The organism is Pseudogemmobacter humi, assembly GCF_900609055.1.
GTDB lineage: Bacteria > Pseudomonadota > Alphaproteobacteria > Rhodobacterales > Rhodobacteraceae > Pseudogemmobacter > Pseudogemmobacter humi.
Genome location: NZ_UXAW01000033.1, coordinates 73408 through 86917 on the forward strand (window position 1 = coordinate 73408; position 13510 = coordinate 86917).

Below are 13510 nucleotides of genomic sequence, written 5' to 3' on the forward strand. Positions count from 1 at the left end.
AAAACCCCGGCGCAAGACCGGGCCCCTCAGCACCGACAAGGAGAGACCATGACCTCACTTCGCTTCTTCCTCGCCGCCGGCACCAGCCTGTTTGCCCTTGCCGCGCAGGCACAGACGACCATCGTCCTGGGCGAGCTGACCTGGGACGAGCCCCGGGTCGTCAACGCGGTTCTGACCGAACTGCTTACCGCCGAATTCGGCGCGAGCGTCTCGCAGATCGCCGCCGACCAGGGCGCGATCTTCGGCGCCATGGCGCGCGGCGACGGCACCGTCGATGTGCACCCCGCGGTCTGGTCCGCCGCCCAGCAGTCGAACATCGACCGCTATGTCACCGAAGAGGGCAGCGTTCGCCTCAACAGCCGGCCCTATCTGGCGACGGACGGATTCTATGTCACCAAAGCCACTTCGGAACGGCTTGGCGTGACCAGCATCGAGGATCTGAAGGATCCCGAAATCGCCAAAGCCTTCGACGTGAACGGCGACGGCCGGGGCGATTACTGGCCCGGGGCGCCGGGCTGGGGGGTGACGAACATCTACACCGTCAAGGCGCAGAGCTACGGTCTGACCGGGCATTTCGACGCGCTGGTCGCCTCGGACGCGCTGTTCAAGGCGCAGCTGGAGGCCTCCGAGGCCAAGGGCGAAGGGCTGCTGTTCTACTACTGGGAACCCGAGGCGCTGCATGCGCGCTATGAGCTGGTGAAGTTGCAGGAGCCCGAATTCACCGGCTTCGCCTCGGAGGACAAGAAGGACGATCCGCAATACAACCCGGAAGGCTGCTACGATTACACCGATCCGGCCAACAGCCCCGACTGGCTCGCGCTGTCGAAGATCGACTGCGCCACGCCCGCCCAGCCGATCTACATCGCCTACAGCGCCTCGCTCGACGAGCGCGCGCCCGAGATCGCGCATTTCCTGTCGAATGTCTCGTTCGAGCCGGCCGAGATCGGCGAGATGATCTACAAGCTGACCGAAGAGAACATGGACCTGACCGCGATTGCGAAGGAGTGGCACAGTGCCAATGGCGAGCGCGTCGCCGGCTGGAAGGCACACTGAGCCGCCTGACCCTCCGACAGGCGCCCCTTCGGGGGCGTCCGTTTCCCTGCCTTCGCCTGACCGGAGACCATCATGGCGCCCGAACGCTACAGCATCACCGGCAACGGTCCCGATCTGATCCTGATCCACGGCATCGGCGCGACCCGTCAGGTCTGGGACGGGGTGATCGGCCGGCTTGCCCCGCATTTCCGCTGCATCGCCTATGACCTGCCCGGTCACGGCGTCTCGGAGATACCTGCGCGGCCGCTGAGCCTTGACGATCTGGTCGCGGATCTGGCCGCCCTGCAAGAGCATCTCGGCATTGCCAGCGTCCATCTCGCCGGTCATTCGCTGGGCGGAATGATCGGCCCGGCCTATGCCCTTCGTTACCCCGAACGGGTGCGCTCGCTCGGGCTGATCTCGACCGCGGCCTTCCGCTCGGACGAAGACCGCGCGAAGGTCCGGGCCGTGATCGACGGGATGCGCGCGCGCTCTGTCGCCGCCGATCTTGGCGTATTGACGGCAAGGTGGTTCACCGATGCCTTTGCCCTGCGCCATCCCGAAGTGATCGCGCAGCGCCGCCAGCAGGTGCTGGACACCGACCCGGAGGTGTTCCTGAACGTCTTCGACATCTATGCCGGGACCGAAATGGCGCCCTGGCTGAACCGGGTGAGCGCACCGGCGCTGGTGCTGACCGGCGCGGAGGATGGCGGATGCAATCCTCACCTGAACCGACAGATTGCGGCCGCGCTGCCCGACGCCCGCCTGTGCATCGTGCCGCAGGTGAAACATGCGATTCTGCTGGAGGCGCCCGAGAGGGTGGCCGAAGAACTCCTGACATTCTGGCGTGACCGCCAGATGGATGGCTGAGCGATCGGGCTCTTGCATATAAACCCATAGCTGCGCGCAATCCGGAACGGGCCGGACGTTTCCCGACGCGAGCTGCGTTCCGGTTCCGCCCACCAGAGCGGGACGGCTGTTTTCGGACAGGTGCGCCGCCAGTCTGAACCCCGGAAATGACAGCTTGCCAAAGCGCCGGCCCATCTGGATGCGCCCAGGGTGTCATGTCGTCCGCGCGCCGCACCGGCTCGGGTGGGGCAGGGCGAATTTTCCTGTCAGCTTGCGGAACTTCTGTCCCGCAACGGCTCGGCATCCGGGCATGCGCGGCGCTGCGCCATCGGCGGCGCCAGCGGATCCCCTGGTTTTCTGCGTTCTTCCGGCGGATTCAGAATGCGTCGCTTTTCCCGTTGACCTTGTGCCGGGCGTTCGGTCCCGGCAGGGCCGGGTGTGCGGAGAGAGGCTTGCGGAAACCGCCGGTTCCGACAAGGATCGTCTCTGGCCCCGCCGCCCGGGGTCGCATAACACAGGCCCGGCCCGGCGCAGAGGAAAGAACGAAACGATATGACGCGAACGGCGCTTGTGACCGGCTCTTCGGGATTCATCGGCTATCATCTCTGTCTGCGGCTGTTGGCCGATGGCTTTCGTGTTCTGGGCCTCGACAATCTGTCCGACTATTACGATGTGGGACTGAAGCGGCAGCGCCAGGCCCGGCTGTCGCAGAACCCGGGCTTTTCGGTGGTCAATGACTCTGTAGAGGCGCCAGGGTTGCTGATGCGCCTCTTTGGCGAACACCGGCCCGAGGTCGTCGTGCATCTCGCCGCCCAGGCCGGGGTGCGCTGGTCGATTGAAAACCCGCGCGCCTATCTGGAAAGCAACATCCAGGGCACGTTCGAGATGCTGGAAGCCGCCCGCGCGCATCCGCCCGAGCATATGCTGCTGGCCTCGACCTCTTCGGCCTATGGCGCGAATACGAAGATGCCCTATGCCGAAACCGACCGCGCCGATCACCAGATGTCCTTCTACGCCGCGACCAAGAAGGCCACCGAGAGCATGGCGCATTCCTATGCCCATCTCTACGATCTGCCGGTGACGATGTTTCGCTTCTTCACCGTCTACGGCCCCTGGGGGCGCCCCGATATGGCGCTGTTCAAATTCACCCGGGCGATCCTGGAAGACCAGCCGATCGACGTTTACAACCACGGCGACATGCGGCGCGATTTCACCTATGTCGACGATCTGGTCGAGGGGATCCGGCTTCTGATCGACGCCGCGCCGGTCCGCCCCGCGGACGGAGAGGTGCCCGAGGGCGACAGCCTCTCGCCGGTCGCGCCGTGGCGGGTGGTGAACATCGGCAATTCCGAACCCGTGCAGCTGACCGATTTCATCGCCGCCATCGAGGCCGCCATCGGGCGCCCGGCGATCCGCAATCTGATGCCGATGCAGCCGGGCGATGTGCCCGCGACCTGGGCCGATGCGGATCTGCTGAAACGGCTGACCGGCTATGCGCCGAAAACCCGCGTTTCCGAGGGGGTGAAGGCTTTCGTCGACTGGTATCGCGATTATTACCGGGTCTGACTGCAGGCCACGGGGCGGCTGCCGGAACGATGGACGGCTTTGGCCCCGGGCCACAGGAAGGGACGGAGGCCTGCGCAAGCGAAGGACGCGCGGATGAAAGGAAATGCGATGACGCCCGAGAGCCTGGACGATCTGTTCTCACTTGCCGGGCGCCGCGCGCTGGTGACGGGCGCGAGCCGTGGTCTCGGCCAGGCCATCGCGCTGGGTCTTGCGCGGGCGGGGGCGGATCTGGCGATCACCGCGCGCGATGCCGCCTCGCTCGGGGACACCGCGGCACAGATCCGGGCGCTTGGGCGAGCGGCCGATTGCCTCGCGCTGGATCAGCGCGATGCGGACGGCATCGGGGCGGCGCTGGAGGGCGCGGGGGCCTTCGACATCCTGATCAACAATGCCGGGGTCGAGGAGATCTGTCCGTCGGAGAACGTGACTCCGGCGCTTTGGGACAAGATCGTCGACACCAATCTGAAAGGCGCGTTCTTCACCACCCAGGCGGTGGCGAGGGGGATGCTGGCGCGCGGGCGTGGCGCCATCGTCAACCTCTGCTCGCTGACCTCTTTCGTCGGCGTGCCGACCGCCACGCCCTACGGCTCGTCGAAATCCGGGCTGTTGGGTATGACGCGGGCGCTGGCCGCCGAATGGGCGCCGCGCGGGTTGCGGGTGAACGCGATCGCGCCGGGCTATTTCCGCACCGAGATGACCGAAGTCTTTTACCAGAACGAGGCCTGGGCCAATCAGATGCTGGGCAAGATCCCGCAGGGCCGCTTCGGCCGGGGCGCGGATCTGGTGGGAGTGGCGATCTTCCTTGCCTCCGACGCCTCAGCCTATATCACCGGCCAGTGTATCGGGGTGGACGGCGGTTATCTGGCCTCGATCTGAGGTATGGAACGGAGGGGCGGGATCGTGGCAGCGGTGCGCAGCGAACAACCGGCGGTCGTGGTGCAGGGGGTCGATATGGATTTCGGCACCGGCGCGATGGCGGTGAAAGGGGCCAGTTTCGCGCTGGAACCGGGGCGGTTCCTGACCATCCTCGGCCCTTCGGGTTCGGGCAAGACCACGCTCTTGCGGATGATCGCCGGCTTTCAGGCGCCAACCCGGGGCGAGATTCTGATCGGCGGCCGTCCGGCGGATGCGGTGGCGCCGCACCGGCGCTCGATCGGGATGGTGTTTCAGAAACTGGCTCTGTTCCCGCATATGACGGTGAACGCGAACGTCGCCTTTCCGCTGAAGATGCGGCGGCACGATCCGCGCACGATTCCGGCCAGGGTGGCGCGCTATCTCGATCTGGTGCGGCTTGGCGGCTACGGGAACCGGCGCATCCACGAGCTTTCCGGCGGCCAGCAGCAGCGCGTCGCCATTGCCCGCGCGCTGGTGTTCGAGCCGGATCTCCTGCTGCTCGATGAGCCTCTTGCCGCGCTGGACCGCAAGCTGCGCGAGGAGATGCAGCTTGAGTTCCGCCGGATCCAGAAGGAACTGGGCGTCACCACGATCAATGTGACCCACGATCAGCGCGAGGCGCTGGTGGTCTCGGACGAGATCATCGTCATGGACCACGGCGAGATCCAGCAGCACACTTCGCCGGTGGACATGTATCGCAGCCCCGCCAACCCGTTCGTTGCCAGTTTCATCGGCGTGTCGAGCTTTCTGGAGGGCCTCAGCAGTCCGCGCGGGCTGATGGTGAACGGGGTGGATTGCGCCGGGGTGGCGGCGGGGGCGATCCTGCCGGGCATGCCGGCGCGCGGTGCGATCCGGGCGGAACAGACCCGCATCGGCGCGGCGGCCGAAGCCTGCGACACCGTGCTGGAGGGGCGCATTACTGACACGATCTTCGAGGGCGAGCGGCTGATGTATTTCGTCGATCTGCCCGCGCTTGGCACCGGGGTGCGGATTTACCACCACGACCCGGCGGAACATGCGCCCTTTGAAAAGGGTGCGACGGTTTCGACCGGCTGGAATGCAAGAGACCTGCTGATCTTTCCCGCAAAAGACCGTTAAAAGGCGGCAAGACCGCACCAACAAGGAGACCTGACCAATGGCAAATGACGTTTTCCGTCCGACCCGCCGCTCGCTGTTGCGCGGCTCGGCCGCCGTGGGCGCCGCGGCGCTTTTCTCCGGCCTGCCGGCCCGCCGCCTGATGGCGCAGGACGCGCCCGGGAAACCTGCGGAACTGATCGTGCGGGCCTGGGGCGGCTCCTGGGTGGATGCGCTGAAGAAAGGCGTCTCGGACCCGTTCACCGAGGCGACCGGCATCGCCATCCGCCACGACCTGACCGAGGACAATGAGATCCAGCCCAAGGTCTGGGCCGCGGTGGCGCAGGGCCGCGTGCCGCCGATCCACATCAACTGGGACACCACGGTCAACGCGACGAAATCGGCGCTTCGTGGCGTGACCGAGGACCTGTCGGATCTGCCGAACCTGGCGAATACCACGGAACTGGCGAAGCCTGTCGGCCTCGACGGCTATCCGATCGTCAACACCTACGGCTATGTCTACGTTCTGGCCTACCGCCCCGAGGCCTTCCCCGATGGCGCGCCGACCTCGTGGCATGCGCTGCTGGATCCGAAGTTCAAGGGCCGGATCGCGCTTTATAACGACGGGATCGGCTTCCACTTCCCGGCCCAGGTGGCGGGCGGCGGCAAGCTGGAGGACATCCCCGGCAACATGCAGCCGGCCTGGGATTTCATTGCGAAGGTCAAGGAACAGCAGCCGCTGCTCGGCGAAGACCCCGATTTCACCAACTGGTTCCAGAACGGCGAAATTGACCTCGCCTGCACCATCTCGACCAATGCGCGCGAGGCGAAGAAGAACGGCGTCGATCTGGCCTGGACCGTGCCGGAAGAGGGCTGCAAGTTCGACACCGACGGGCTGTGGATCCCGAAGGGCCTGCCCGAGAACGAGCTTTACTGGGCGAAGGAATATATCAACTTCGCGCTGACGCAGGGCGCGCAGCAGGTCTGGCTCGATGGTCTGGGCCTGCCGGGCGTGGTGCCGGGCCTGACCCCGCCCGAGGATCTGGTGAATGATCCGTCCTACCCGACCACGCCGGAACAGATCGCCGAGCTGATCCGCATCTCGACCAAAGTGCAGGTCGAGAACGAGAGCGAATGGTTCGCGAAGTTCAAGGAAATCATGCAGGGCTGACCCCCTCGCGAGATGCCTTGCGCCCGGCCAGGACAAGATTTGTCCTGGCCGGGCGCAAGGGGGGGGGGGGGGGACAAGTCCCCCCGCCCCCCCTTCACCGCCCCTTTCGCGGCCACCGGAACCTGGACCCATGCCCGAGACCCCTGCCGATTTCCGCTATCCTTTGCGCTGGCGTCTGATGGACGGCATCGAGGCGCTGGCGGACCGGATCTGGCCGCGCCGCCTGGCGCCCTGGACCGGCTGGCTGCTGATCACGCCGGCGCTGCTCTTGGTGGGGCTGCTGGTGCTTGGCCTGATCCAGATCGCGGATTCGTCTCTGCGCACGCTGGATACCGCGACCTTCCTGCCGTCTGAGGACTGGTCGCTGGCGAATTTCGAGAAGGCGCTGGCCTCGCGGGTCTATCTGACCGTGGCCTGGCGCTCGCTTCTGGGGGCGGCGCTGACGACTTTCCTGACGCTCGCGCTGGCCTTTCCCTATGCCTATGCTTTGGTGCGCACCCGGCGGCCCTGGGTGCGCAAGGCGCTGCTGATCACTTTGTTCCTGCCGTTCTTCATCGGCCAGGTGGTGCGCGCCTATGGCTGGCTGATCATCCTCGGCAATTCCGGCATGGTGAACGAGGCTTTGTCGCTGGTCGGCGTGGCGCCGATGCGGCTTTTGTTCAACTACCCTGCGGTGATCTTCGGCATGGTGCAATATATGCTGCCCTTCGCGGTCCTCTTGATGGTGCCCGCGCTGGCGGCGATTCCGGCAGAGACCGAGACGGCGGCCGGGTCACTCGGCGCGAACTGGCTGCGGACCACCTGGCATGTGGTGCTGCCGATGGCGAAGCCGGGGCTGATCGGCGCCGGGCTTGTGGTCGCCACGCTGAGCCTGACCGATTTCGCGGTGCCCGCCATGCTGGGCGGCGGCAGTCAGGATTTCATCGCCAATGCGATCTATGACCAGTTCTTCCGCACCGCCGACCAGGGCCTCGGCTCGGCGCTGGCCTTGATGCTGGTGGCAGCGGGCTCGGTGCTGGTGGGGCTGGTGTTCTTGGTCTTTGGCGCGGGCACGCTCTCGATGGGGGGCCGCCGATGATCTCGCGCGGCCAGCGTCTCACCATCTGGAGCCTCGTCTGGCTCTCGATCATCACGCTTTCGCTGCCCACGGTGGTGGTGCTTGGCGCGAGTTTCACCGCCGGCAACATGATCGCCTTCCCGCCCGAGGGCCTGTCCTTGCGCTGGTATGAGAAGATCGCGCTGGCCCGCGATCTGCGCCAGGCCTTCTTCCGCTCGTTGATCGTGGCCGGGGTCTGCACACTGGTGTCGATTCCGGTCGGGACGCTCGCCGGGCTGGCGCTCAGCCGCTTCCGGCTGCGTTTCGCCGGTGTGATCCAGGTCTATCTGCTCCTGCCATTCACCATCCCGCTGATCGGCTCGGGGATCGGGCTGATGCTGGTGTTCGGGCAATGGGGGGTGCTCGGCAGCCTCTGGCCGGTCGGCGTGGCCTGCGCGGTGATCAACCTGCCGTTCATCGTCTGGTCGGTCTCAAGCTCGGCCGTGCTGCTCGATCCCGATCTGGAGCTGGCGGCGCAGAATTGCGGGGCGGGGCGGGTGCAGACCTTCCTCTACGTCACTTTGCCCGCGGTGATGCCCGGCGTGATCACCGGAAGCCTGTTGATGTTCATCCTGGCGATGAACGAGTTTCTCGTCAGCCTCTTGCTCACCGATGCCCGCATCGTCACCCTGCCGGTGCAGATCTACAACTCGATCCGTTCCATCATCACGCCCGATCTGGCGGCGGTCTCGGTGGTGTTCATCGTGATCGCGCTGGCGGCGATCTGGCTGCTCGACCGGCTGGTGGGGCTGGAAATCTTCCTGAAATCGAAATGAGGGGGCCCGCGATGGCTGAGGTCAATTTCAAACGGCTGGCCGATCTGACGCCCGGCGGGCGGGCGGAACTGCTTCTGCGGTCCGAGACCGATCTGTCCGCGTTCCTCGAAAAGGCGCAGCCGATCATCGATGCCGTGCGCGCCGAGGGCGATGCGGCGCTGGTGCGGTTCGGTGTCACGCTCGACAAGGCCGAGGGGCTGACCGAAGCCGGCCTGAAAGCCTCGGAGGCTGAGTTCGACGAGGCTTTCACCGAGCTGGACCCGGCAGTGACCGAGGCGATCCGCTACGGGATCGAGAACATCCGCTCGTTCCACGAGGAACAGCGCCCCGAGCCGATGTTTCTGAAGGAAATCCGCCCCGGCGCCTTTGCGGGCGACCGCTTTCTGCCGATCCGGTCGGTCGCGCTCTATGTCCCGCGCGGCAAGGGTTCGTTCCCTTCGGTGACGATGATGACCAGCGTTCCGGCGGTGGTGGCCGGGGTGCCGGAGCTGGCAATCTTCACTCCGCCGATCCCGGGCGGCAAGGTCGATGCGGCGACGCTGGTGGCCGCGCGTCTGGCAGGCGTAGAGACGGTTTACAAGGCCGGCGGCGCCCAGGCGGTGGCTGCGGCGGCTTATGGCACCAGGACCATCCGCGCCGCGCATAAGATCGTCGGGCCGGGCAGCCCCTGGGTGGTGGCGGCGAAGCGGCTCTTGTCGGGCGTGATCGACCCGGGCCTGCCCGCCGGGCCGTCGGAATCGATCATCTTCGCCGATGAGACGGTTCACGGCGGCCTCGCCGCGCTGGACCTCCTGATCGAGGCCGAGCATGGGCCGGACAGTTCCGCCTGGCTGGTGACGAACTCGGCCCTGGTGGCCGAACAGGCGCTGGCGGCGCTGCCCGGCCATTGGGCGCAGATGACCGAACAGCGCGCGGAATTTTCCCGCGCCGTGCTGACCGGCAAGACCGGCGGCATCCTGCTGACCGAGACGCTGGACGAGGCCTACGCTTTCATCAACGACTATGCGCCCGAGCATCTGCAACTCTTGTCGGAAAAGCCGTTCGAGCATCTGGGCAAGATCACCTCGGCCGCCGAGGTGCTGATGGGCCCGCATACGCCGGTGACGATCGGCAACTTCTGCCTCGGGCCGAATTGCGTGCTGCCGACCTCGCGCGGGGCGCGCACTTACGGGCCGCTGTCGGTGAGCGATTTCATGCGCCGGTCCTCGGTCGGATACGTCACTGCGCCTGCCTATCCGGGCCTCGCGCAGGCGGCGAAGGTGCTGGCGGATTACGAGGGCTTCTCCAGCCACGCCAATGCGGTGTCGGCCCTGCGCGATCAGTATCTGAAGGGGTAGATGATGCGCGCGGTCAGGCTTCACGGCATCCGGGATCTGCGGGTCGAGGAGGTGGCGGAGCCGCTGCCGCCCGGCCCCGGCGAGGTCACGCTTCGGGTGACGGCTGCGGGAATCTGCGGATCCGACCTGCACAATTACGCCACCGGCGCCTGGATCAGCCGCGCGCCCTCGGTCGCCGGGCATGAATTCGCGGGCGTTGTGACGGCCCTGGGCGAGGGCGTCGCCCGTGTCGCTTTGGGCGACAGCGTGGCGGTGGACAGCCGGGTGATCTGCGGCACCTGCGACAATTGCCGCGAGGGGCTGACGCAGATCTGCGAAAACCTCGGTTTTCTGGGCGAGGTGATCGACGGCGGTTTTGCGGAATATGTCACTATTCCGGCCCGAAACGTGGTGAATGCCACTGGCATCGCACCCCGCCATCTGGCCATGGCCGAGCCGCTGGCGGTCGCCATCCACGCGGTGAACCGGCTGAACCCGCCCGCGGGGGCCGGGGTTCTGGTGACCGGCGCCGGTGCCATCGGCGCGCTGTCTGCGCTGGTGCTGGCGCAGCGGGGCCACAAGGTCGGCGTCAATGATCGTCACCAGGCCCGGGCCGCCCGCACGGCGCAAGCGGTGGGAGGCGCGGTCGCCGGGCTGGAGGCGCCTGGGGTCCGTTACGCGGTGGATGCGACCGGCAGCCCCGAGGTGATCGCGGCGCTGGCCCAGAACCTGTGCGGCGGCGGGGCGATTGCGCTGGTGGGGATCGGTTCGCGCGATCTGACCTTCAACCCCGCGCTGCTGGTCGAGCGTGAGATCGCTCTGATCGGCTGCCATGCTTTTGGCGGCGAACTTGCGGAGGCGGTGGCGTTGCTGCCGCAGCTTGCCCCGGCGCTCGACCGGCTGATCGACGCGGAAATCCCGTTGGCCGAGGTGCCCGCCGCCTATGCCCGCCATCTCGCGGGCGAGGTCATCGGCGCGAAGACCATCATCCTGCCGGGTGCGGGCGCATGAGCCGCACCGCGGAAATCCGCGCCCTCGCCGCGCGTGACCCGGTTCAGGCCGAGGCGCGGCTGGCGGCTCTCCTGGGCGAGTTGTTCGGCATCACCGCCCGCGATCTGCGCATCAACCACGATCAGTATTCGCTGAACTCGCTGAACGGTTTCTTCACCTGCGAGCGGGGCGCATGTTTCTTCAAATTCCACCAGGAGGAAGGCGAAGAACAGATGCGCGGCGAATATTACCGCGCCGATATTCTCGCCCGCGCCGGTCTGCCGGTGGACCAGCCGATCCTGACCTCGACCCTGCCGGGCGAGCAGATCCTCGTCTACCGCCGCCGCCAGGATCCGCGGTTTTCCGACGTTTTGCGGGCGCTGGACCTCGCGCCGGATGCGCAGGCAGAGGCGCGCGCTCTGGCGGCCGAGCGCGATCTGAACGCCCGGCTTCTGGAGGTGGCGAAGGCCAGTTTGCACCCGATCACGCCCGCCGAGGCGCGGGCCGAGCCGATCCACCGCCTGTTCCACGAGCGGCTGATCGACCCCGCGACCGGGCGTTACCCCGCCGGGCGGCTGGCGTCTTTCTACATCGGCAAGGACTTCGATCTGCCGGGCATGACTGCGCCGTGGGAGCAGATCTCCCGCGCCCGGCCGGTGATCAACGGCGTTGCCTACCGCCACAGCCTTGCCGAACTGTTCGATGCCGCGCACGACCGGCTGGCACCCGAAAACCTTGCCGATGCGGGCGGGATCGTCGCGCATGGCGACGCGCATAACGCCAATGTCTGGTATGAGCGCGGGGCCGCGCGCGACCGGCTGGCCTTCTTCGATCCGGCCTTTGCGGGGGAGAATGTGCCCTCGCTGCTGGCCGAGGTGAAATCGACCTTCCACAACATCCTCGCCCATCCATTGTGGCTCTATGACAGCGAAATGGTGCCGGGGCGCTGGCAGGTCAGCGCCCGGCTGACGGGCGATGCGCTGCATATCGACACCGACTGGGCTCCCGGGCCGCTGCGTGAGGCGCTGCTGGCGGTGAAGGCAGAGACGTTCTGGAAGCCCTGGCTCGCGCATCTGGCAGAACGGGGGCTCTTGCCCGCCGACTGGGAGCGGGTGGTGCGGCTTGCGCTGTTTCTGTGCCCGACGCTGGTGATGAACCTGCGCGCGGGCGAGGGGGGCGGGCGGCACAATCCGGCGAGCTCAGTGATCGGGCTGGCCCAGGCGGTGGTCTGCGGATCGGCGCCGCTGACGGGCGAGGACCGGATGAGCCGGTTCTTCGACGCTATCCGGCCTTAACCTGCGGTCCGCGCGGCCTCGCGCCGGCTGATGTCCTGCGCCTGCTGACGCAGCCATTCATTCGCCGCCGCCTCGCCGTCGCGCGAGCGGCGCAGCCAGAATTCGGGTTCCAGCTTGCGGACCTCGGCCTCGACCCGGGCCTTCGCGGCGGCATCCAGCACCGGCTCGGCGGCCGCGGCGGGTGGCCGTGTGGCGGCGGGCTGCGGCTCGCTGGCGACGCAGCCGGCAAGGGTCAGCAGCGCCAGTTTCAGCATGGTTTTCATGGCGGCGTTCTTTCCCCTGATCCGTTCCGGCCCACAGAATACCGGCTTTCGCGGCGGGGGCAAAAGGCCTGGGCAGCTTTCCGCGCGTCAGAGGATGCGCCGGCCCGCCTGCCAGACCGCGCGCAGGCTCAGATCGGGGCCGAGATGGATGAAATCCGCCCGCGCGCCCGCGCGAAGATGGCCGATATCGTCGCGCCCGATCGCCCGGGCGGGGCGGCTCGTGGCCATGGCGAAGGCAATCTCCGGCGCCACGCCTGCGCCGATCATGGTGGCGATGGCCTGTGGCAGGGTCAGATCCGCACCGGCGAGAGTGCCGTCTTCCAGCGTCAGCCGACCGTCCCGGCGCAGGATGCGCCGCCCGTTCAGATCGAAAGCGTCAAGGCGGGTGCCGGCCGGAGCCATTGCATCCGACACCAGATGAATCCGCCCGCCCGCTGCCGCCATGGCGATGCGGATCGCGGCGGGGTGGACGTGGAAGCCGTCGGCGATCAGCCCGATGGCGGGGGCGAGATCCAGTGCCGCGCCGACCAGCCCGGGCTCGCGGGTTGTGAGCTGGCTCATCGCGTTGAACAGATGCGTCACGCCCGAAGCGCCCGCCGCAAAGGCCGCAGCCGCCGCGTCATAGCCGCAATCGCTGTGGCCGAGGCTGACCAATACCCCAGCCGCCGCCAGCGTGGCGATCTGGCGGGCATCAGCGGCCTCGGGCGCAAGCGTCACCATCAGCGCGGGCAGATCCGAGCGCGCCTCGCAGATCAGGTTCAGATCGGCGTCGCTCATCGGGCGGATCAGCGCGGGGTCATGCGCGCCTTTGCGGCGCGGGTCGAGATGCGGCCCTTCCAGATGCAGGCCGAGAAAGCCCGGCACAGCGGCGCGGGTGGCCTCGGCTCCGGCCTTCAGCACGGCGCGGGTGGCGGCGGGGCTGTCGGTGATCAGCGTCGGCAGGATCGAGACCGCCCCAAGCCGGGCATGCGTGGCGCAGATCCGCGCCAGGTCGGCGGCACTGGTCTGGCCGCCGATCATGATCCCGTCGCCGCCGTTCACCTGAAGATCGACGAGGCCGGGCAGGATCCAGCCGCCGTCCAGCTCTATATGTTGCGGCTCCGCTGGCTGGCCAGCGGGGTGCAGCACGGGATCATCAAGGAATTTTTGCCCGTCGAAAACCGTGGCGCCGGAAAAACGGATCGTCAT

Annotated in this window: 13 protein-coding genes; 11 read left to right on the forward strand and 2 right to left on the reverse strand. The window is 67.2% G+C overall.

The features are described 5' to 3' along the window. Positions 1 to 48 precede the first annotated feature (48 nt). The 11 genes from XINFAN_RS02095 (at position 49) to XINFAN_RS02145 (ending at position 12059) form a co-directional block, all read left to right on the forward strand. Positions 49 to 1053 (forward strand): glycine betaine ABC transporter substrate-binding protein, encoded by a 1005-nt coding sequence (locus XINFAN_RS02095; protein WP_124084837.1) that lies wholly within the window; start codon positions 49 to 51, stop codon positions 1051 to 1053. Positions 1054 to 1125: 72 nt separating this feature from the next. Next, positions 1126 to 1902 (forward strand): alpha/beta fold hydrolase, encoded by a 777-nt coding sequence (locus tag XINFAN_RS02100; protein ID WP_124084838.1) that lies wholly within the window; start codon positions 1126 to 1128, stop codon positions 1900 to 1902. Between the two features lie 531 nt (positions 1903 to 2433). Then, positions 2434 to 3447 carry an NAD-dependent epimerase/dehydratase family protein gene (locus XINFAN_RS02105; protein WP_124084839.1) on the forward strand — a complete coding sequence of 338 codons (1014 nt, stop codon included), beginning with the start codon at positions 2434 to 2436 and terminating at the stop codon, positions 3445 to 3447. A gap of 93 nt (positions 3448 to 3540) precedes the next feature. Then, complete coding sequence (locus XINFAN_RS02110) at positions 3541 to 4323, forward strand: SDR family NAD(P)-dependent oxidoreductase (RefSeq protein WP_233352096.1); 783 nt, start codon at positions 3541 to 3543, stop codon at positions 4321 to 4323. Positions 4324 to 4347: 24 nt separating this feature from the next. After that, a complete protein-coding gene (locus XINFAN_RS02115; RefSeq protein WP_233352097.1) occupies positions 4348 to 5439 on the forward strand; it encodes an ABC transporter ATP-binding protein in 1092 nt (363 codons plus the stop codon). Positions 5440 to 5476: 37 nt separating this feature from the next. Beyond that, on the forward strand, positions 5477 to 6586 hold the full coding sequence (locus XINFAN_RS02120) for an ABC transporter substrate-binding protein (protein ID WP_124084841.1): 1110 nt from the start codon (positions 5477 to 5479) through the stop codon (positions 6584 to 6586). A gap of 130 nt (positions 6587 to 6716) precedes the next feature. Then, a complete protein-coding gene (locus tag XINFAN_RS02125) occupies positions 6717 to 7664 on the forward strand; it encodes an ABC transporter permease (RefSeq protein ID WP_124084842.1) in 948 nt (315 codons plus the stop codon). Then, positions 7661 to 8458: an ABC transporter permease gene (locus XINFAN_RS02130; RefSeq protein ID WP_124084843.1), complete on the forward strand. Its 798-nt coding sequence runs from the start codon at positions 7661 to 7663 to the stop codon at positions 8456 to 8458. Before XINFAN_RS02125 ends, XINFAN_RS02130 begins: the two co-directional genes overlap by 4 nt. A gap of 11 nt (positions 8459 to 8469) precedes the next feature. Then, on the forward strand, positions 8470 to 9795 hold the full coding sequence (hisD, locus tag XINFAN_RS02135; protein ID WP_124084844.1) for a histidinol dehydrogenase: 1326 nt from the start codon (positions 8470 to 8472) through the stop codon (positions 9793 to 9795). A 3-nt stretch (positions 9796 to 9798) separates the two neighbouring features. Beyond that, positions 9799 to 10785, forward strand: a complete 987-nt coding sequence (locus XINFAN_RS02140; protein ID WP_124084845.1) for a zinc-dependent alcohol dehydrogenase — start codon at positions 9799 to 9801, stop codon at positions 10783 to 10785. Continuing rightward, a complete protein-coding gene (locus XINFAN_RS02145) occupies positions 10782 to 12059 on the forward strand; it encodes a hypothetical protein (protein WP_124084846.1) in 1278 nt (425 codons plus the stop codon). The genes XINFAN_RS02140 and XINFAN_RS02145 overlap by 4 nt, the downstream gene beginning before the upstream one ends. On the opposite strand, the gene XINFAN_RS02150 is transcribed toward XINFAN_RS02145, so the two are convergent. Further along, complete coding sequence (locus XINFAN_RS02150; protein ID WP_124084847.1) at positions 12056 to 12322, reverse strand: hypothetical protein; 267 nt, start codon at positions 12320 to 12322, stop codon at positions 12056 to 12058. The genes XINFAN_RS02145 and XINFAN_RS02150 overlap by 4 nt on opposite strands. An 87-nt stretch (positions 12323 to 12409) precedes the next feature. Continuing rightward, positions 12410 to 13510 carry an N-acetylglucosamine-6-phosphate deacetylase gene (nagA, locus tag XINFAN_RS02155; RefSeq protein ID WP_124084848.1) on the reverse strand — a complete coding sequence of 367 codons (1101 nt, stop codon included), beginning with the start codon at positions 13508 to 13510 and terminating at the stop codon, positions 12410 to 12412.

Coding starts and splice junctions, on each gene's coding strand:
- XINFAN_RS02130 (WP_124084843.1), top strand. CDS start 7,661: ATGATCTCGCGCGGCCAGCGTCTCACCATCTGGAGCCTCGTCTGGCTC.
- XINFAN_RS02145 (WP_124084846.1), top strand. CDS start 10,782: ATGAGCCGCACCGCGGAAATCCGCGCCCTCGCCGCGCGTGACCCGGTT.
- XINFAN_RS02150 (WP_124084847.1), bottom strand. CDS start 12,322: ATGAAAACCATGCTGAAACTGGCGCTGCTGACCCTTGCCGGCTGCGTC.
- XINFAN_RS02110 (WP_233352096.1), top strand. CDS start 3,541: ATGAAAGGAAATGCGATGACGCCCGAGAGCCTGGACGATCTGTTCTCA.
- XINFAN_RS02120 (WP_124084841.1), top strand. CDS start 5,477: ATGGCAAATGACGTTTTCCGTCCGACCCGCCGCTCGCTGTTGCGCGGC.
- XINFAN_RS02105 (WP_124084839.1), top strand. CDS start 2,434: ATGACGCGAACGGCGCTTGTGACCGGCTCTTCGGGATTCATCGGCTAT.
- XINFAN_RS02140 (WP_124084845.1), top strand. CDS start 9,799: ATGCGCGCGGTCAGGCTTCACGGCATCCGGGATCTGCGGGTCGAGGAG.
- XINFAN_RS02095 (WP_124084837.1), top strand. CDS start 49: ATGACCTCACTTCGCTTCTTCCTCGCCGCCGGCACCAGCCTGTTTGCC.
- hisD (WP_124084844.1), top strand. CDS start 8,470: ATGGCTGAGGTCAATTTCAAACGGCTGGCCGATCTGACGCCCGGCGGG.
- nagA (WP_124084848.1), bottom strand. CDS start 13,510: ATGACGATCCGTTTTTCCGGCGCCACGGTTTTCGACGGGCAAAAATTC.
- XINFAN_RS02100 (WP_124084838.1), top strand. CDS start 1,126: ATGGCGCCCGAACGCTACAGCATCACCGGCAACGGTCCCGATCTGATC.
- XINFAN_RS02125 (WP_124084842.1), top strand. CDS start 6,717: ATGCCCGAGACCCCTGCCGATTTCCGCTATCCTTTGCGCTGGCGTCTG.